We start from the raw sequence: 17,749 nt of genomic DNA, 5'->3' as shown, positions 1-17,749 counted from the left end.
CCATATATCTAGCCTAAGAAAATAATATCTCTTGGTTTACATCTTCTGCGGGCTAATATAACACCATGCGCATCCCTCCACCAGACGCGCCGCACCCCAACCTCGGCGTGTACGGCGTCGAGAGCAACGATCCCGACGGCCGCCTGATCGACCGTTCCGCGAGCACCCCGGAGGAACTCGCGGAGATCAGCGCGCTCATGGGGGCGCTCGGGGAACTCCGGGAGGCGGAGGATCAGCTCTCCGAGGCCTCGCTCACCTACATGCAGCTCGGCCGCACCGACATGCGCACCCTGCACTTCCTGATCGTGGCCGCCAACGAGGGGCGCATCGTCACCCCGGGCTCCATCGCCGCGCACCTGCGGATCACCACGCCCTCCACGACCAAACTGCTCGACCGCCTCGAGCGAGGCGGCCACATCACCCGCGCGATCCACCCCTCGGATCGCCGGGCGTTTGCCATCGACATCACCCCGGAAACCCGGGAGGCCGCCACCCGCACGGTGGGCACCCAACACGCCAAGCGCTTCCAGGCCGCGGCGGCACTCACCAGCGCCGAGCGCGCGATTGTCACCCGATTCCTGCGGGACATGGCGCAGCGGATCGACGTGTCCAGCGCCGAGTGGGCACCGCCGAGCCAGTAAGCTCGGACACTATGGCTATTGGCGCAACGATCCACACCTTTGACATCCAGGTCGCGGATGTGGACCGCGGCGTCTATGAAGATCTGACGCTTCGCGTCGCCCGTCACCCCTCGGAGACGGACCTCTTCATGGTGACCCGGATCCTCGCCTACTGCCTCGAATACGAGGAGGGCATCGCCTTCAGCGCTGGCGTCTCCACGACGGACGAGCCGGCCGTACTGGTGCGCGACCTCACGGGGGCGATCACCGCCTGGATCGAGATCGGCGCCCCAGACGCGCAGCGGCTGCACTTCGGGAGCAAGCTCGCGGAGCGCACCGCGGTATACACGCACCGCGACCCCGGGAAGCTGTTCGCCGCGTGGGAGGGCAAGACCATCCACGAGGCCGATCGCATCGTGGTGCGCGCATTCGATCCCCGCCTGATCGAGGCGCTCGCGGCCGCGGTGGATCGCCGCAACACCATGACGGTGTCGCTGACCGAGGGGCAGCTCTACGTCGATCTCAACGGCGCAAGCCTGAGCGGCGAGATCCTCACCCGCAGCATCGCGTAGCGCCGCGCGCCGCCGGCCTCAGCAGCCGGTCGCGATCGCCAGCAGATACGGCACGTGCACGGCCGCGACCACTCCCGCGAGCATGACCGCGTAGAGGCCCGCTCCGGCGGCGAGGGCGACGCTGATCGGCGTGCCGCGCTGGCCGATCAGGCTCTGGATCCGATCCGAGGCCGCGGCGTGCAGCACGCTGTGGGCGGGGTGCCCGGCCCGCAGCTGTTCCGGATCGGCGGGCGCGGCCCCGAGCTTCAGGAGCGCGCTCGCGAGTGCCGGAGTGCCTGTGATCCGCGTCGCCGCCCGGTCCGCCGCGATCTCGAGGGTGTGCGGCACCGCGTCGCGGATCGCACGGATGAGCGGCACCCAGCGAAACGCGTGCGTCGCGCCGAGGAGCAGCCCCAGCGCCCCGTGGTGCCGCTGTCGCAGGTGTGCGCCCTCGTGCGCGAGCACCGCGGACAGTTCCGGCCCCGAGAGCGCTCGCAGGGTCCCGAGCGACACGACGATCCCGGCGTCCCGGTGCGGCAGCGAGAACGCGCGAGGCGCGGCGTCATCGAGCAGCCGCACCTGGACCCCGCGGAGGGTCACGTCGGTCCCGCGTCGGCGCAGATCAGCGAGGAGCGCCGCACGCGAACGCCGCACCCGCCACCCCTCGCGGAGCAGCCCGGCCATGACCAGCGCGGCGCCGAGGGCGGGCAACGCGAGCGGGACGATCGCGGGAATGCCGAGCGCCGCGGCGCTCGCGCCGAACGGGCTCGCCTGCATCAGGCATCGGCCGCACACGCGAGCCGCGGCGTCCGGCAACCACGAGGGCCCGGCGCTCATCCACGCCACCACCGGCCCGATCGCCACGAGGCCGGCGATCCAGAGCAGCGCCGCGGCGATGAGCGCCCCCGAGGCGACGCGCGGCGCCGCGGCGAACGCGGGGGCGGCGGCCCGCATCAGGCGCGGCCCACCCAGTGCGGCGATGAGCAGCACGCTCGTGAGCAACGCGGTGATGAGCACGACACTCAGCGACGGCCCGGTGATCGCTCCGGTCACGCGGCGCCGCCCTCCGGTGGCGGCCCGCTGCCCAGGAGAAACTCTCGCAGCAGCTGCTGATCGCGTTCGGGCATGCTCCCGACAAAGTGCAGGATCGAACTGGCCCGATCGCCGCTCTCGCTCAGGGCGTGTTCCATCAGCCGGGCGGTGCGTTCCTCACGGCTCACGCAGGCCCCGTACAGCGTGGCCTGCCCCGATTTCCGGGTGCACACGAGGCCCTTTCGGCGCAGATTGGCCAGGACGGTCGCGATCGTGGTGTACGCCGGGTCCGACGGGAGCTGCGTGATCAGCGCGCGCACCGTGCGCGGTTCGCCGCCCCACAGGAGGTCCATGACCTGCGCCTCCAACGTGCCGAGCCGTGCGGGTGGCTCGGGAACCCGGGAATCGTGCGCACTCACGTCAGCTCCACTCTCTCGGCGACGGCCGGCACCGCTCCGGCGGGGGTGATCGGGCAGGACACCTGGCCGCGCAACCGCCACAGCAGCGCCGCGCCGGTGAGGACCATCCCCGCGAGCGCCAAGACCGGCTGCACGGGAGCGAACCAGGTGATCGCGCCCGAGTATCCCAGCGCCAGGAGCGCCAGCTTATTGCACACCGGGCAGCCGACCGCGAACCAGCTCAGCACGCCGCCCGCGAGCCCCCAACGCGCACCGCGACGCGCCTCCGGGGTGTCGGCCTCCGCTGCGGCTTCGGCACCCGGTGCCCGCAGGTAGGTGGCCGTGAGCATCCCGGCCCCCAGCGAGGTCAGGATCCACACGGGGTAGTTCCACCACACCGTGGCGATCTCGCGGGAGAACCACGGGTTGGGGATGAGCACGGTCGCGATGCCCAACAGCAGCGCGAATCCGAGCGCGGCGGCGAGCGCCACCAGGATCTGGCGCGGGCCCCAGAGCCGGAGCGCCTGCCGCGCGAGCGCAAGGGTATTCATCGGGTCTGCTCCTGTTCGAGAGGGTGTGGCACGGCGGATCGGCGGCGTGCCCGCCGGGTGATCACGAACCACGCGGCGAGCGCGGCTGCGGCGAGCGCGAGAATGCCGAGCACCTGCGCGGCGGGGCTCCCGAGCGCGGTCATCCGGGCCTGGAGCGCGGCCTGCACGGAGGCGGGAATGAGCGCGGGCAGCGCGACGAGTCCGTTCGTGGCCCAGAACAGCAGGCCGACGCCGATCATCACGAGGCCCGTGAGCACGGAGGTGGTGTGCAGCTCGCGGCCGAAGAGCGTGAACGAGCGTCCGCGGAGCCACCGCTGGCCGCGCACGCCGAGGCGCTGCCAGAGCGCGGCGATGACAACGAGCGGGATCACCATGCCCGCACCATACACGGCGAGGAGCACCCCCGCACCCCAGGCACTGCCCTGCCCCAGCGCCAGCGTCAGCACGGCCCCGAGGATGGGTCCCGCGCAAAACCCGGCCACCCCGCTCACCGCGCCGAGCAGCAGGGTCCGCACGAGTCCCGTGCGGGCGTGGGCCCGCTGGTGCAGCGCGCGGGCACCGGGCACCATCCGCGAGAGGTCGAAGCCGATCCCGAGCAGTTGCAGCACGCCGAGGCTCACGAGCAGGAGCGACGTCACCCCGATCAGGATCCCGCGGTGTTCCAGGAGGAGGGTGCCGAGCGCACCGATGCCGAGCCCAAACGGCACGAGGGTGAGCACGAGGCCGACATAGAACACCGCACCGTGGAGGAGGAGGGCCATGCGCCGCCCCACGGTTGCGGCGAAGAACGCGGGGAGCAGCAGCGCGCTGCACGGGCTGAGCAGCGCGAGCCCGCCGCCGAGGAAGGCGGTGAGGAAGCCGATCTCCACGGCTACGGGGCCTCGGTCCGGGCGGCGGCGAGCGCCTGGTGGAGCGCGTCGGTGAAGACGCCCTCGGGCTGGGCACCCACGATCGGGACACCCCCGAGCACAAACGTGGGCGTGCCGCTGATCCCGAGTTCCCGCCCCTCGGCCGCGTACTGCTGAACGGTGGCGAGCGTCTCGGGGGAGGCGAGATCGGCATCGAAGCGCGCCGGGTCCAGGCCGAGACCCACCGCGAGCTCGGTGAGCTGCTCGGCGCCGAGCTGCGCGGGCGTCAGGTGTTCGCCGTTCGGGAAGAGGGCGTCGTGGTATTCCCAGAACTTTCCCTGGCGGCCCGCCGCGTGTGCGGCCAGCGCGGCGCGCTCGGAGTCCGGCCCATACTGGTTGACGTCGCGCCACTCGATGCGGAGATCGCCGAGCCGCGCCGCGGTCTGCATCTCGGGCAGGATCTCCGCGGACCACGTCGCACAGAACGGGCACTGGTAGTCGGAGTAGATCACGAGCCCGACCGGCGCATCCACGGGCCCCATGGCCTGGACATCCGCCGGGTCACGCGCCTCCACGAAGGACAGGTCCGGCGGTTCGGGGGCGGGCACGGTGGCGTCGCCCGCGTCGGCGGCACCCCCGCGGAACTGCGCGAGCACCAGCGCGATCAGCACGCCGGCGATCACGACGATGCTCACGGGGACCACCCAGGATCGGAACCGCTCGGCGGCGGTCTGCGTGGACGCCTGCGGGGCGTGCGGCATGCGGGCTCCTCGGACTCAACGAACGTTACTATCCAGGATAGTAAACTATGCACGATAGTCGATCATGAGCGTCCGCTGAGAGGAGAGCCCGTGCCGCACCGCCCGCAGTCTCGCTCGCTTCGCGGGCTCATCCTCCTGTGCGTCGGCGCGCTCACCCTCGCCGTGGCGCTCACCCTTGCGGTGCCCCGATTCGCGCCGCCCGATGCTCCGGACCCCTGGCAGCGGAGCGATCCTGCCCCCAGCGCCACCGCCCTCCCCACGCTCGATGCCCCACCGGGCCCCTCGGGGACCGACGACGGAGCCCGGCTCGATCCCGGGTGGGTCGTCCCCCCGCAGCTGCTCGACGGCGTCTTCCTCGCCCCGCGCGAGCACCCGGCCGGCGGCCTCGAATACCTCGCCGTCGACGCCACCGGCGCGGTCCTGTGGACCGCCCTCCGCCCGCCGAGCTGCACCGGCTTCACGCTCAGCCGCACCGCGAGCGGGCGCGGGATCGCGGTGCTCACCGACCAGCGGTCGAGCGCCACGCGCATCTCGGAGCCCGTGGCCGCCGCCTTCGACCTGCGCAGCGGCACCCCCGTGTGGGGCCCCACCCCCGTCACCGGGCCGTTCAAGGGCCCCGGCCTGGTCTTTGCCGCCGCGCCCGACGCCTTCCTCGGTGACGTCGGCGAGAAAGTGGCGCTGGATCCGAGCACCGGCGCACCGCTCCTCCGGGAAGCCGAGCTGCACGGAGAACGCCTGCTCGCGGAGCACCGCGGCACCCTCGTCACGATCACCGACGCGCAGCTCATCGCGCGATCGGACGGCGCGGTCACCTGGTCCCTCCCCCTCGCCGGCCGCGACTGGGACGCGACGCACATCGCGAACGCCACCCGGCAGCACCGGCTCGGCGCGGACGTCCTCGTGATCCCCACGCCCACCGCGACCGAGCCCGACCGCGCCGCGCACCTCGACCTCCGCACGGGCACGCTGCGCGCCGAGCCCGCCAACGCCTCCGCCGCGCTCCGGGTCGCCGACCCCTCCGGTGCCGTCGCCGAGCAGCTCGGGCCCCGCTGGATTCTCACGCCGCGCGCTTAGCGCTGCGAGCCAGGGACCGGGCCGGAGCCGCGCGCACGTCACGTGCCATTCACCCGCGTCTGCCAGAGTCGCCGCGTGACCACGCGTGCCCCTTCCCCCCAGTCCCCGCTCCCGAGCCGCGCGAGCGCTCTCGCGCACATCCGTGCCGACGCCGCCGCACACCGCTTCACCGAGTGGGGTCAGTCCACCCTGATCGATGAGCACACCGGAGTTCCCTCGATCGATCAGGAGCTCTTCGACGCCCTCCACGCCGCCGCCGGCATCGCCGCCGCGTTCCCGATCGGTAACGCGGGCGTGATCCACGTCTACGGCTACTGGTTCTCGGAGGTCCCCACCCCGTTCGGGCTCAAACGCGCACGCTGGGCGGACGGCGCGCTCGCCGCCGCGTTCGGGCTCCCCCGCGACGCGTTTCATCTCACCGGCAGTCCCGCGGCGAGCGCGTCAGGCGCGCCCGCCCCCACGCCGCTCCAGCGCGTCGCCGCCGCGATGCGGGCGACACTGGAGTCCCCGCCGCCCGGCGCGCTCGTCGCCGATGCCGAGATCCCCGGACGCTCCGTCACGGGGGCGGGTGCCCGGCCCGGCGCCGGAACCAGCATCCCGCCCCAGCGCAGCCGCGTGGTGCTGCAGCGCCCCCACGACCGCCTCCCCTGGGCCCTGAGTTACGGGATCGCGGCCCCCGGGGCCGCCGCCGACGCACCCCTGCAGCTCCTCACCGCCTTCCCCGTGCAGGGCGATCCCGCGCCACTGATCGCCGAGTTCGCGGCCCACCCGGCCCTCCGTTGGAATGCCGTCAGCAACTCGTAAGCCCCCGTTCACCGTCCCATAGTCATCCCGTCCATCAGCGCTCCTAGTTTTGGATTGTTCGTCCACAACCCCCAAGGAGTGCACATGGCACCGAGCATCGTCTTCGACTTCGACGGCACCCTCGCCCTCGGCCACGGCCCCGTCCGTGCCTACGCGCAAGCCATCGCCGGTGCCGCCCAGCCAGGCTTCCTCGACCGCGTCGCACAGGCGCTCGTCACCTACGACACCGGAGACAGCGGCTATCGCGACGGGTACCACGTGGTGGGCGCGCTCGCCGCCGCCGACGGCGTCTCCCCGGCGGCGCTCCAGGACGCGTATGCGCGCAGCCGCGACATGCTCGGCACGCCGCACGCACCCGTGGCGACGATCCCGCGCCTGCCCGATTTCCTGGCGACGCTCGGCCGCTCCGCCCGACTCATCCTGGCCACGAACGCGCCCGCGCCCGGCATCGACACCGTGCTCGAATCGTGGGGCGTGAGCGGACGCTTCGACGAGGTGCACGTGTCCGTCGGCAAACCCGACGGCCTGCACCGGCTCATCGGCGTGCTCCGCGAGGCGGGGCCGGTGCTCGCCATCGGCGACATTGCCGAGTTCGACCTGGCCCCCGCCTGGTCCCTGGGCGCGGACACCGCGCTCGTGGGTGCCACCGCGGCGACCTCCCCTGCTCCGGTGACCATGCGCGGGCCCTCGCTCGACGCGCTGCGCACCGAGATCGAAACCTGGGCCGTGACCGCGGCTTCCAGTATCCCCGCGCCGACCGGCTCGGGACCCGGTATCGAAAGGTAATCCCCACATGCGTACTTCCGTTCTCGCCGTCGGCGCGCTCGCGACTCTCGCGCTCGGCCTCGTCGGGTGCAGCGCCGGCACCCCGGGTGACACCTCCGCCGAGGAGGCCACCGCGTGGCCCGACTCGATCACCCTCTCGCTCGTCCCCTCCGTCGAGGGCGAAGACCTCGCGGAGGCGCTCGACCCCCTCACGAGCTACCTCTCGGAGCAGCTCGGCATCGAGGTTGAGGGCGTCGTCGCCAACGACTACGCCGCCACCGTCGAGGCGCTCGGGGCCGACCAGGCGCAGGTCATCATCTCCGATGCCGGATCGCTGTACCAGGCGATGCAGCAGTACGACGCAGAGCTCGTGCTGCGCGACGTCCGCTTCGGCGCGACCTCCTACGCCGCGGTCGGCTTCACCAACAACCCGGACAAGTACTGCGCGGACACCCCGGTCATGGCGACGTACGCCGCGAGCGACATCGAGCTCTCCTACTGCAACGGCACCGAACAGGCCGGCACGGACGCCCGCGGTGCCGGCCCCGCGGGTATCGATTCCCTGAAGAAGATTGACGCGGGCACCAAGGTTGCCCTGCAGGCAGCGACCTCGCCGGCCGGCTACCAGTACCCGATGGTCGCGATGCGCGAGGCGGGGATCGATACGGACACGGGCATCTCCCAGGTCCCCGTCGAGGGCAACAACAACGCGGTGCTCGCGGTCGCACACGGTGACGCCGAGGTGAGCTTCGGCTACTGGGACGCGCGGACCACCGTCACGGCCGAGGTGCCGGACGTCGCGGAGAAGGTTGTCGCGTTCGCGTACACCGAGATGATCCCGAACGGCGGCGTCGCGGTCGCCCCGACGCTCCCCGACGATCTCGTCGCAAAACTCACGGAGCTGATGGCGGGCTACGCCGACTCGTCCGACGAGGCGAAGACCGTGATGTTCGATCTCGTCGGGCTCTCGGGCTGGACGAGCGAGACCGCCTCCGAGGAGATCGAGCGCTACGGCGAGATCCTCGGCGAGTTCGCGAACTAGTCACCCGCCCCATGTCCGTACCCACCGATCTGCGCCACGAGGCGAGCGCGCGACCCGCGTCGGCCGCCGCCTCGTGGCGCATCGCCCTCGACGGGGTGTCCGTCACCTATCCGAACGGCACTCGCGCCCTCCACGACGTGTCCCTCCAGATCGAGCCCGGCGAGATGGTCTCCATCGTGGGCCTGTCCGGTTCCGGCAAGTCGACCCTGATCCGCACGATCAACGGCCTCGTCCCCGCCACCACCGGCAGCGTCACCGTCGGCCCCCACCGCGTCTCCGAGCTGCGCGGCCGCGCGCTCCGCGAGGCGCGCGGCCACATCGGCATGATCTTTCAGGCCTTCAACCTCGCGGAGCGCGCCAACGTGTATCGCAACACGCTCGTGGGCCGCTTCGCGCACTCCCCCTCGATTCGCACGCTGCTCGGCCTCCCGAGCGCCGAGGATCGCCGGATCGCCCTCGCCGCGCTCGACTCGGTGGGGATCCTGGACAAGGTGTGGGCCCGCGCCGGCGCGCTGTCCGGCGGCCAGAAACAGCGCGTCGCGATCGCCCGCGCGCTCACGCAGGAGCCGGGCGTGATGCTCGCGGATGAGCCCGTCGCGAGCCTCGATCCGCCCACCGCGCACGCGGTCATGCACGATCTGCGGCGGATCAACGCGGAGCGCGGCCTGACCGTGCTCATCAACATTCACCTCATGGATCTCGCGCGGCAGTACACGACGCGCATGATCGGGCTGCGCGACGGCCGGCTCGTGTACGACGGCCCGGCCGCTGCGGCGAGCGACGCCGACTTCGAGCAAATCTACGGGCGTCCGATCCAGCCGCGCGACCGCCTGGGAACGAGCGCCTGATGGGCACCGCAGTCGAGGTGTCCGGGGCCCCGCGCGCGGCGGGCGGCCCTCCGGGCGAGCTCCGGCGCGAGCTCACGCTCCCGCCGCGACCCCGGCGCGGCGGGCGGATCGCGCTCATCGTCGCGGCCGTGGCCGTGTTCACGGCCGCGACGTGCCTCCCCGCGATCGGCGGCGTCGAGCTGGATCTCGGCGCGATCGCGCGCAACTGGCGCAATGGCGCGGAAAAGCTGGGGCAGCTCCTGCAGCCGAACTTCGCGTTTCTGCCCCGCACCTGGGGTCCCATGGCGGAAACCCTGCAGATGGCGCTCGTCGGCGCCGTGATCGCGGCGGCGATCTCGGTCCCCGTCACACTCTGGGCGGCAGCCCCGACCAACCCGAACCGGTGGACGCGGGGCGCGGTGCGCGCCGTCGTCAACGTGATTCGCGCGGTCCCCGACCTGGTCTACGCCACCGTGCTCGTCGCGATGCTCGGCGTCGGGGCGCTGCCCGGGGTCGCCACCCTGATCCTGTTCAACGTCGGCATTGTCGTGAAGCTCGTCTCCGAGGCGATCGACGCCGCCGATCACCGCTACATGGAGGCGGGCCGCGCAGCGGGCGGCACCCAGTTCCAGATCAACCGGGCGACCGCGCTCCCCCAGGTCTGGCCGCTGTTCGTGAACCAGTGGCTGTACACGCTCGAGGTGAACGTGCGGATCTCCGCGATCCTCGGCATCGTCGGTGCCGGCGGCATCGGCCGCCTGCTCGACGAACGACGCGGGTTCTACGCCTACTCCGACGTCTCCGTCATCATCCTCGAGATCCTCGTCGTGGTCATCGCCATCGAGGTCCTCTCCCATCTGCTGCGCCGGAGGCTCGTATGACCCTGCTCGACACCCGCCCCGCCCCGGCGCGCGATACCCCGCTCCCCGCCCTGCCCGCCCGCCCCTCGCGCCTCCCGGCCACCCTCTGGGCGATCCTCGCGGCCCTCGTGGTGCTCGGCGCGGCCGGCAGCCTCCAGATCAGCTGGGCCGACCTGCCGAGCCTCCCCGGCCGCATTGCGCAGTATCTCTGGCTGATGTTCGAATCCCCCAACTGGGACAAGCTGCCGCGCGCGCTGTTCGAAACGTGGCGCTCCATCTCGATGGCCTGGCTCGGGGCGCTGCTGTGCGTGGCGGTATCGATCCCGCTCGGCATGCTCGCGGCCAGCGGCGTCGGCCCGCTCTGGCTGCGCGGGATCCTGCGCGGGATCTTCGCCGTGATCCGGGCCGTTCCGGAGGTCATCATCGCGCTCGTGCTCCTCACCGTCACCGGGCTCACGCCGCTCACCGGTGCGCTCGCGCTCGGCATCGCCGGGATCGGGACGCAGGGGAAATGGGTCTACGAGACCGTCGAATCCGCCCAGGAGGGCGCCTCGGAAGCGGTGCGCGCCGCGGGCGGCACCACGGCGGAGGTCACCCGCTGGGCGATCTGGCCCGCGATCGCGCCCGCGCTCTGCTCGTTCGCGCTGTACCGTTTCGAGATCAACATCCGCACCTCGGCCGTGCTCGGACTCGTGGGCGCGGGGGGCATCGGTAGCATGCTGTCGAATTACACGAACTACCGCGAGTGGGACACGGTCGGGATGCTCCTGATCGTCGTGATCCTCGCCACCATGCTCATCGACACCGTGTCCGGGGCGATCCGTCGCCGCCTGATGCGCGGAGGATTCTAAGATGCCTGCACCACGACCCGCCGGCACCCGCTGGACCGGCTCCCCCGATGCGCCGCCGAGCGTGCGGATCGCCGCACTGGCCCCCGCCCTGCAACGCACCGAACGCCGCGCGGTGGAGGCCATCGCGCGCGACCGGGCACACGCGGTCGAGCTCACCGCCCAGGGCCTCGCCGAGTGGGTGGGGGTGGGGCGCACAACCGTGATCCGCACCGCGCAAACGCTCGGCTACGAGGGCTACCCGCAGCTCCGCGTCGCCCTCGTGCAAGAGCTCGCGCGCGAGAGCGCCGCCGCCGTCCCGTCCGCGGGGCGCGATCCCGAGACCGGCGCGCCGAGCAGCCTCGGGGTGCTCCGCGCGCGGATCGCCCACGTCGGCGCCCGACTCGGAGACACCGTCGCGGCGCTCACCCCCGAAACGCTCGAAGCGTTCCTCGACGCGCTCGACACGTCCGAGCGGCTCCTCATCGTCGCAAACGGCCTCTCGGGGCCGCTGGGCCTCGCCCTGGCGATGCGCCTCACCGCCGCCGGCCGCTCGGTCGAACACTTCACGGATCCGTTCGCCCAGCAGATCGCGGCGCGGCAGCTCGGCCCGGGTTCGGCCTGCCTCGTGTTCTCCGGATCCGGCGCGAGCCGCCCCACGCTCGACGCCCTCGCGGCCGCCCGGGACGGCGGAGCACGCATCCTCGCGATCACGTCGTTCGCGCGATCCGAGGTCGTCGGCCAGGCGGACGTGGCGCTCGTGGTGCCGCCCGTGAGCGATGGATTCAGCGACGAACTGCTGCACACCTCCCGCGCGGCGCTCATGCTCTTCACCGAGGAACTCGTGGAACTCTTCGTGTCCCGCCGCGGCGCGCGCGGGCAGGAAGCGCGGGCCGCGGCCCTCTCCGTGCTCGCCCGCGCCATCGAGGGATAGGGCACGACCCCGGCGAAAGTTGCTGGAACGGGCGGAAACGCTATTGAATGTGGAGGTGAGCCACACTACCCGGGCGGCCCAGATTGCCGCCGAACTGCAGCAGCGGATCCTCGGCATGCGCACCGGAGAGCGGTTGCCGGGTGCCCGGCAGCTCGCCACGGAGTTTCGCGCGAGCGCGGGCACGATCTCCGCCGCCCTCGCGACGCTCACGGCCCTCGGCCTGATCCTCACCGAACCCGGACGCGGCACCTTTGTCGCGAGCCGGGCCGTGCTCCCGGAACCGGATTTCAGCTGGCACACGCAGGCGCTCGGGCGGACGCGCGTCGACCCCGTGCGGGCGGCGCGCGTGGGCGCGTACGCCGGATCCGATCACATTCCGCTGTCGTGGGGGTACCTCTCCTCCGAGCTGCTCCCCACGGAGGAGCTGCGGCAGATCGGCGCTCGGGCGGCGCGCAGCTCCCGCGCCTGGGTGATGACCCCGCCGACCGGATCGGCCGCGTTGCGCCGTGTCCTCGCGGCCGACTACCAGGCCGATCCGAACGACGTCCTCGTGGTGTCCGGCGGGCAACAGGGACTCGTCGGCGCGATGCGCACGCTCGCCGAACCCGGCGCGACCATCATCATGGAGAGCCCCACCTACCCGGGAGCGATTCTCGCCGCGCAGAGCGCCGGGCTCGCGATCGCGTCCGTCCCCAGCGACCGTGACGGGATCCTCGTGGATCGCCTCGGCGAGGAACTCGCCCGCACGGGTGCCCGGCTCATCTACGTGCAGCCCAGCTACGCGAACCCGACCGGGGCCGTGCTGAGCCCGGAGCGCCGCACGCGCCTCATGGAGCTCGCGGCGCGCGCGGGGGCCTTCATCATCGAGGACGACTGGGCGCGGCACCTCGGCATCGAGCAGGCCGCCCCCGCCCCGCTGTGCACGCAGGATCCCCACGGCCACGTCGTCACCGTGCTCACCCTCTCGAAACCAGCCTCCCCCGGCATCCGGCTGGGGGCCATCATCGCCCGTGGGCCCGCGGGCGAGCGGCTGCGAGCGTCCCGCACCGCCGACGACCTCGGCGTCTCCCCCATCGTGCAGGAGATCGCCTTGGAACTCCTCACATCGCCGGTCTGGCCCCGCCACCTGAAACGGCTCCGCGCGGCACTCGCGCAGCGCCGCGACGCCCTCGTCTCCGCGGTCGGGACCTCCCTCCCGGCCGCCCGAATCGGGCTGATTCCGCGGGGCGGGCTCCACGTCTGGGCGCAGCTGCCCCGCGGCACGCAGACGCAGGAGCTGAGCGCCGCGGCCCACGCGGCCGGCGTGCTCGTGGGCGATGGCGCGCACTTTTTCGTCGACGAGCCGCCCGCCCCGTTTGTCCGGCTCTCCTTCGGCGCGGCCTCCGCACCACAGATCGCCGAGGGGGTGCGCCGGATCGCGGCGCTCAGCCCGACAACGTCCACAGGCTGAGCACCGCCATCGGTGCCACCATGCCGCCGAGGACCAGCAGGAGCGTGCGCTGCACCCGGCTTGCCTCCGCGGGGACGCGCGCGAGCCGCGTCGCGAGCTCCACGCGCGCGGGCGACGCCATCATCGCCGCGGCACCCGCCGCGTTGTGCGCGCCCACGGCGAGCGTGGCGTCGGCACCGAGCGCGCGCGCCACGTCAGCTTGGGCGCCCGCGCCGAGCGCGTTCGCCCCCGAGTTGGAGCCGGTGACCAGGCCGATCAGTGCCGCGCAGAACGGCAGCACGAACAGGAAGCTGGTGCCGAGCGCCGCCAGCTGTTCCGCGAGCGCCTCCGACATGCCGCTCGCCCCCATCAGCGCGCCGAGCAGGATAAACAGGACGGTCGCGGGGGCGACGCGGACCCAGGTGCCGCTCCCGGCGCGCCACACCGCCCGCAACAGCCGGGGCCGTGACGCCAGCTCCGTCGCCGTGGCCGCGCACAGCCACAGCGCCGGTGACGTGAGGACGCCGGCGGCGAGGGTCTCCGCGGTGCCCGTCATCGACACCACCGAGGTGGCCGTGAGCACCCCGCCGAGCACCACCGCGTACGGGACGAGCGCTCGGAGCACCGCGCCGCTGATCCGGATCCGCTGCCCGCGCACCGCGCGCAGGCCGAGGTGCGCGGACAGCACGCACAGTCCCCCGAGCGCGCCGGCGGGGGCCGTTCCGAGCAGCGTATTCGCGCCCCACACGGCGGCCCACAGCGCGCCGCCCGAGGCGAGGCCCGCCGCGACGCCGCGCAGTCGCGTCCCGGCGGGGCAGACGAGCAACGCCGCGGCGACCCCGGCCCCCAGAAACACCGTGCCGTTGAACCACGCGGTCGCGACGCCGAGCTGATCCACGCTCACCCCGGTCAGGTGCGCGGCGATCAGGGTTCCCGGACCGAGCGAGCCCCACGGGACCGCGCACAGGCCGAGCAGTCCCACGGTCGCCGCGACACGGCCGGACAGGCCGATCCCCAGCAGCAGTGGCACGGCGAGCGCGGCCCCGATCCCGTACCCGGTGAGCGACTCAGTGAGCGGGGTGAACCCGTGCACAATGGCGAGCACCGGCAGGATCCCGGTCCCGAGGGCGCGCGTGATCCACCGGCTCACCACTTCCTGGTGTCCCGTCTGGCGACCGGCCTCGGCGAACATGATGCCGCCGCCGACCACGAGCACCACCTCGGTCGCGACCGGGGCCCAGTCGCGCGCGAGCGCCACGAGCTCCGTCGAGTTCAGCGGAAATCCCCAGATCAGTATCGGGATCAACGCGACGAGGCCGAGCGCCGCGGACACTCGCGACGAGCGCCGCGCGAGCATCGCGCACGCGACAACGGCGAGCGGCACCGCGGCCAGGAGTGCGCGCACAGCTCAGCTCCTCGGGCTCGGACTTCGGCGGCGCACAGGTCGCCGCACTGTGGAGGTGGGGGCAGGAGTCGAACCTGCATACACAACTTTGCGAGTTGCAACCTAGCCATTCGGTCACCCCACCGGGTGGGCCGCCGGAACCGGCGGCCCCGCGGTTTCCCGCGGTGTTACTGTGCGAGCGCATCTCCGATCACGTCGAGCGCGTAGGCGATCTGCTCGTTGGTGACGGTCAGCGAGGGGAGGAACCGCACCACGTTGCCGAAGCTTCCCGCGGTGAGCAGCAGCACCCCCCGAGTCGCCGCGTACGCGGCGATCTTCGTCGCGAGCCCGGCGAGCGGCGTCGTGGAGCCCGGCTCGACAAGCTCGAACGCGATCATTGCGCCATGCCCGCGAATGTCGCCGATCACCTCGTGCCTGGTCGCCAGCTCGGCAAGCCCGGACACGAGCGCGGACTCGATCCGCTCGGCCTCCGCGAACGGCGTACCGCTCTCGAGCAGATCCAGCACCGCGTGCGCTGCCGCAATCGACACGGGATTCCCCCCGAAGGTTCCCCCGAGCCCGCCCGGGCCGGCGGCGTCCATGATCTCGGCCCGACCCGTCACTCCCGCCAGCGGCAGGCCGTCCGCGATCCCCTTCGCGGTGAGCACCAGATCCGGGACAAGGCCGAACAGCTCGCTCGCGAACCAGGTACCGGTCCGGCCGAGGCCCGCCTGGATCTCGTCGGCGATGAAGACCACGTCGTTCGCGGTCGCCCACTCCTGCAGCGCCGGCAGGTAGCCCTCGGCCGGAACAACGAAGCCGCCCTCACCCTGAATCGGCTCCGCAATGATCGCGGCGAGATCGGCGGCCCCGATCCGCTGCTCAAGATACTCGATGGTGCGCGCCGCGGCCTCGGCACCGGAGAGCCCGTCGCGCAGCGGGTAGGAGTTCGGGACGCGCTGCACGTCGGGGGCGAACGGCCCGAAGCCGGTGCCGTACGGGGCCACCCGGTGGTTCATCGCCATCGTCAGGCTGGTGCGCCCGTGGAAGGCGTGATCGAGCGCGGCGACGACGCGCTTGCCCGTGTGGGCGCGGGCGATCTTCACGGCGTTCTCCACCGCCTCCGCGCCGGAGTTCACGAAGAAGGTCTTCTTCGCGTGCGTGCCCGGGGTGTGCTCCGCGAGGCGCTCGGCGAGGCGCACATAGTTTTCGTAGGGCGTCACCGTGAACAGGGTGTGGCTGACCCGGTCGAGCTGGGCCTTCGCCGCCGCAACCACGGTCGGCTGGGTGTGCCCCAGCGTCGTCACGCCGATGCCGGATCCGAGATCCAGCAGCCGGTTCCCGTCGACGTCGGTGAGCCACGCCCCGTCCGCGTGTTCGATGTAGATCGGGAGCGCACAGCCGACGCCGCGGGGTACCGCTTGCTCGCGTCGCGCGTGGATCTCTCGGCTCTTCGGACCCGGGAGTTCCGTCACGAGTTCGGGGCGCTGCAGCGATGCCAGGTCTTCAGCGATGAGGGTCATCAGGGGTCCTTTCGAGTGGTGGTGGGGTTAGCGGACAGTGGAAATCGTGCCGGCGGCGCCGGGAACCGTTCGGTTCGCGCGCTCGGCGTGCGGGGCCGCCGCGAGCTCGCAGGCCGCCGCGAGGTCCTCCGCGAGCCGCCGCATGTCGGCGTCGGTGAGGCTGTGCACGGTCAGTCGCAGGGCGCGGTGGTGCTCACCCTGGAGGCCAAAGCTCGCGCCCTCGCGGGCGATCCAGCCGCGGCGCATCAGGTGCGTGAGCACCTCGCTCGCGTCACGCTGCGTATCGACCCAGACGCTCAGGCCGTCGCGGCTCGCGGAGTCGAGCCCCACGTCCCGCAGGCAGGCCGTGAACGCCGCGTTCCGCTCGGCGTAGAACGCCCCCGCATCCGCGATGAGCCGCTGCGTCGCCGAGTCGGCGAGGAGCGCGTGCGTGATGCGCTGGATCAGGTGGCTCACCCACGTGATGCCCCCGCTGATGCGGGTGGCCAGGCGCTCCGCCGTCTCCTCGTCGCTCGCCAGCACCGCGATCCGCATGTCCGGGCCGAGCGCCTTCGACATCGAGCGCACCAGCGCCCAGCGCTGCTGCGCTTCGCCGATGATCGTGGCGTACGGCGCCCGGGCGAGCAGCGAGAAGTGGTCGTCCTCGATCACGAGCACCTGCGGGAAGTCCGCGAGCACGGCGCGCAGTTCCGCGGCGCGCGCCGCAGTCAGGCTGGCCCCCGTCGGGTTGTGCGCGCGCGGCGTGCAGATCACGGCTCGCACCCCGCTCTCGAGCGCCTCCCGGAGGCTCTCGGGCAGCATCCCGACCGCGTCCAGGCGCACCGGCACGGCGCGATACCCGTTCTGCCGGATCGTGCTGATGCTCGTGAGGAAGCACGGGTCTTCCAGTGCGACGGCGTCCCCCGGCGCGAGCGCCTGGGCGAGCAACCGCTCGATCGCATCCACGGCCCCGGCAGCGACGGTGAGCCGGAAGGGGCGCGGCTGATCCGCCGCGATCCAGCGGGTGGCCCACTCCGCGAAGCCCGGGTCCACGGTCGCCTCGCCATAGAGGTGAGGCACCGCAGCGCTCAGGCGCACCTGGGTGGGGTCCGGCAGGAACGCGGGGTCGGGGTTGCCGTCTCCCACGTCGCGCAGCACCGTGTCCTGCGCGAACCCCTCCTCGTCGAGCTCCGCGAACGGGTCGATGATGAAGGTTCCCGCGCGGCCCCGGGTCTCGGCGAGATTCGCCTGTACGAGCGCGCGGTACGCCGCCGACGCGGTGTTGCGGTTGACTCCCAGTGTCTCCGCGAGCGAGCGCATCGGCGGCAGGGAATCACCGGGGCGCAGCGTCCCCTGATCGATCAGCTCGCGAATGCTTGCGACGATCTCTTCGACACTCGCACCGGAGATCCCGGCCGAGGTGTCACGGACAGGTGCGTGATCCGACATGCGAATCTCCTTTCTGAGGGCGGCGATGCGCGCCCTCCCCGAGTGTACACGAGCAGGTTTTGCTGACATATGCCATGTTAGCCTTTGTCCT

19 protein-coding genes and 1 tRNA gene are annotated in these 17,749 nt (G+C 72.3%); 11 read left to right on the top strand and 9 right to left on the bottom strand.

Features of this window, described 5'->3' with window-relative positions; translation table 11 throughout:
- Nucleotides 1–65 precede the first annotated feature (65 nt).
- Nucleotides 66–641, top strand: coding sequence for a MarR family winged helix-turn-helix transcriptional regulator (locus D3230_RS07640; RefSeq protein WP_202344430.1), 576 nt, complete (start codon nucleotides 66–68; stop codon nucleotides 639–641).
- An 11-nt stretch (nucleotides 642–652) separates the two neighbouring features.
- Nucleotides 653–1,192 (top strand): YaeQ family protein, encoded by a 540-nt coding sequence (locus tag D3230_RS07635; protein WP_202344429.1) that lies wholly within the window; start codon nucleotides 653–655, stop codon nucleotides 1,190–1,192.
- Between the two features lie 18 nt (nucleotides 1,193–1,210).
- On the opposite strand, the gene D3230_RS16390 is transcribed toward D3230_RS07635, so the two are convergent.
- From D3230_RS16390 to D3230_RS07610, 5 genes are read right to left on the bottom strand one after another with little or no spacing between them, the layout of a single operon-like run.
- A complete protein-coding gene (locus D3230_RS16390; RefSeq protein ID WP_202344428.1) occupies nucleotides 1,211–2,224 on the bottom strand; it encodes a M48 family metalloprotease in 1,014 nt (337 codons plus the stop codon).
- Nucleotides 2,221–2,622, bottom strand: a complete 402-nt coding sequence (locus D3230_RS07625; RefSeq protein WP_337249130.1) for a BlaI/MecI/CopY family transcriptional regulator — start codon at nucleotides 2,620–2,622, stop codon at nucleotides 2,221–2,223. The genes D3230_RS16390 and D3230_RS07625 overlap by 4 nt, the downstream gene beginning before the upstream one ends.
- Entirely contained in the window at nucleotides 2,619–3,152 is a 534-nt protein-coding gene (locus tag D3230_RS07620; RefSeq protein ID WP_202344427.1) for a hypothetical protein, read from the bottom strand. The genes D3230_RS07625 and D3230_RS07620 overlap by 4 nt, the downstream gene beginning before the upstream one ends.
- Nucleotides 3,149–4,021: a cytochrome c biogenesis protein CcdA gene (locus D3230_RS07615; RefSeq protein WP_202344426.1), complete on the bottom strand. Its 873-nt coding sequence runs from the start codon at nucleotides 4,019–4,021 to the stop codon at nucleotides 3,149–3,151. Before D3230_RS07615 ends, D3230_RS07620 begins: the two co-directional genes overlap by 4 nt.
- A gap of 2 nt (nucleotides 4,022–4,023) precedes the next feature.
- Entirely contained in the window at nucleotides 4,024–4,761 is a 738-nt protein-coding gene (locus D3230_RS07610; protein WP_202344425.1) for a DsbA family protein, read from the bottom strand.
- 90 nt (nucleotides 4,762–4,851) lie between these two features.
- Between D3230_RS07610 and D3230_RS16385 the strand changes: the two genes are divergently transcribed.
- The 9 genes from D3230_RS16385 to D3230_RS07565 all read left to right on the top strand — a co-directional run bounded on the left by D3230_RS16385 (nucleotide 4,852) and on the right by D3230_RS07565 (nucleotide 13,344).
- Nucleotides 4,852–5,835, top strand: coding sequence for an outer membrane protein assembly factor BamB family protein (locus D3230_RS16385; protein ID WP_202344424.1), 984 nt, complete (start codon nucleotides 4,852–4,854; stop codon nucleotides 5,833–5,835).
- A 75-nt stretch (nucleotides 5,836–5,910) separates the two neighbouring features.
- Complete coding sequence (locus tag D3230_RS07600; protein WP_202344423.1) at nucleotides 5,911–6,639, top strand: amino acid deaminase; 729 nt, start codon at nucleotides 5,911–5,913, stop codon at nucleotides 6,637–6,639.
- A gap of 84 nt (nucleotides 6,640–6,723) precedes the next feature.
- Nucleotides 6,724–7,425, top strand: coding sequence for an HAD family hydrolase (locus tag D3230_RS07595; protein ID WP_202344422.1), 702 nt, complete (start codon nucleotides 6,724–6,726; stop codon nucleotides 7,423–7,425).
- A 7-nt stretch (nucleotides 7,426–7,432) separates the two neighbouring features.
- On the top strand, nucleotides 7,433–8,446 hold the full coding sequence (gene phnD, locus D3230_RS07590; protein ID WP_202344421.1) for a phosphate/phosphite/phosphonate ABC transporter substrate-binding protein: 1,014 nt from the start codon (nucleotides 7,433–7,435) through the stop codon (nucleotides 8,444–8,446).
- An 11-nt stretch (nucleotides 8,447–8,457) separates the two neighbouring features.
- Entirely contained in the window at nucleotides 8,458–9,294 is an 837-nt protein-coding gene (phnC, locus tag D3230_RS07585) for a phosphonate ABC transporter ATP-binding protein (RefSeq protein ID WP_202344420.1), read from the top strand.
- Nucleotides 9,294–10,154, top strand: a complete 861-nt coding sequence (gene phnE / locus D3230_RS07580; protein WP_202344419.1) for a phosphonate ABC transporter, permease protein PhnE — start codon at nucleotides 9,294–9,296, stop codon at nucleotides 10,152–10,154. The genes phnC and phnE (D3230_RS07580) overlap by 1 nt, the downstream gene beginning before the upstream one ends.
- Nucleotides 10,151–10,984 (top strand): phosphonate ABC transporter, permease protein PhnE, encoded by an 834-nt coding sequence (gene phnE, locus D3230_RS07575; RefSeq protein WP_202344418.1) that lies wholly within the window; start codon nucleotides 10,151–10,153, stop codon nucleotides 10,982–10,984. The genes phnE (D3230_RS07580) and phnE (D3230_RS07575) overlap by 4 nt, the downstream gene beginning before the upstream one ends.
- A gap of 1 nt (nucleotide 10,985) precedes the next feature.
- Nucleotides 10,986–11,894, top strand: a complete 909-nt coding sequence (locus tag D3230_RS07570; RefSeq protein WP_202344417.1) for a MurR/RpiR family transcriptional regulator — start codon at nucleotides 10,986–10,988, stop codon at nucleotides 11,892–11,894.
- Between the two features lie 55 nt (nucleotides 11,895–11,949).
- A complete protein-coding gene (locus D3230_RS07565; protein WP_202344416.1) occupies nucleotides 11,950–13,344 on the top strand; it encodes an aminotransferase class I/II-fold pyridoxal phosphate-dependent enzyme in 1,395 nt (464 codons plus the stop codon).
- Here the strand turns inward: D3230_RS07565 and D3230_RS07560 are convergent.
- From D3230_RS07560 to D3230_RS07545, 4 genes are all read right to left on the bottom strand, one after another.
- Complete coding sequence (locus D3230_RS07560) at nucleotides 13,319–14,728, bottom strand: L-lactate permease (protein ID WP_202344415.1); 1,410 nt, start codon at nucleotides 14,726–14,728, stop codon at nucleotides 13,319–13,321. The genes D3230_RS07565 and D3230_RS07560 overlap by 26 nt on opposite strands.
- 50 nt (nucleotides 14,729–14,778) lie before the next feature.
- Nucleotides 14,779–14,852 (bottom strand) — tRNA-Cys (locus D3230_RS07555).
- Nucleotides 14,853–14,895: 43 nt separating this feature from the next.
- On the bottom strand, nucleotides 14,896–16,230 hold the full coding sequence (gabT, locus tag D3230_RS07550) for a 4-aminobutyrate--2-oxoglutarate transaminase (RefSeq protein WP_202344414.1): 1,335 nt from the start codon (nucleotides 16,228–16,230) through the stop codon (nucleotides 14,896–14,898).
- Between the two features lie 27 nt (nucleotides 16,231–16,257).
- On the bottom strand, nucleotides 16,258–17,658 hold the full coding sequence (locus D3230_RS07545) for an aminotransferase class I/II-fold pyridoxal phosphate-dependent enzyme (RefSeq protein WP_202344413.1): 1,401 nt from the start codon (nucleotides 17,656–17,658) through the stop codon (nucleotides 16,258–16,260).
- Nucleotides 17,659–17,749: the final 91 nt, after the last annotated feature.

The sequence above is a fragment of the Leucobacter chromiireducens subsp. solipictus genome (genome assembly GCF_016758195.1).
Classification (GTDB): Bacteria; Actinomycetota; Actinomycetes; order Actinomycetales; family Microbacteriaceae; genus Leucobacter; species Leucobacter solipictus.
The sequence above is the reverse complement of the archived record's forward strand: the minus strand, read 5'-3'. Positions and strand labels throughout refer to the sequence as shown.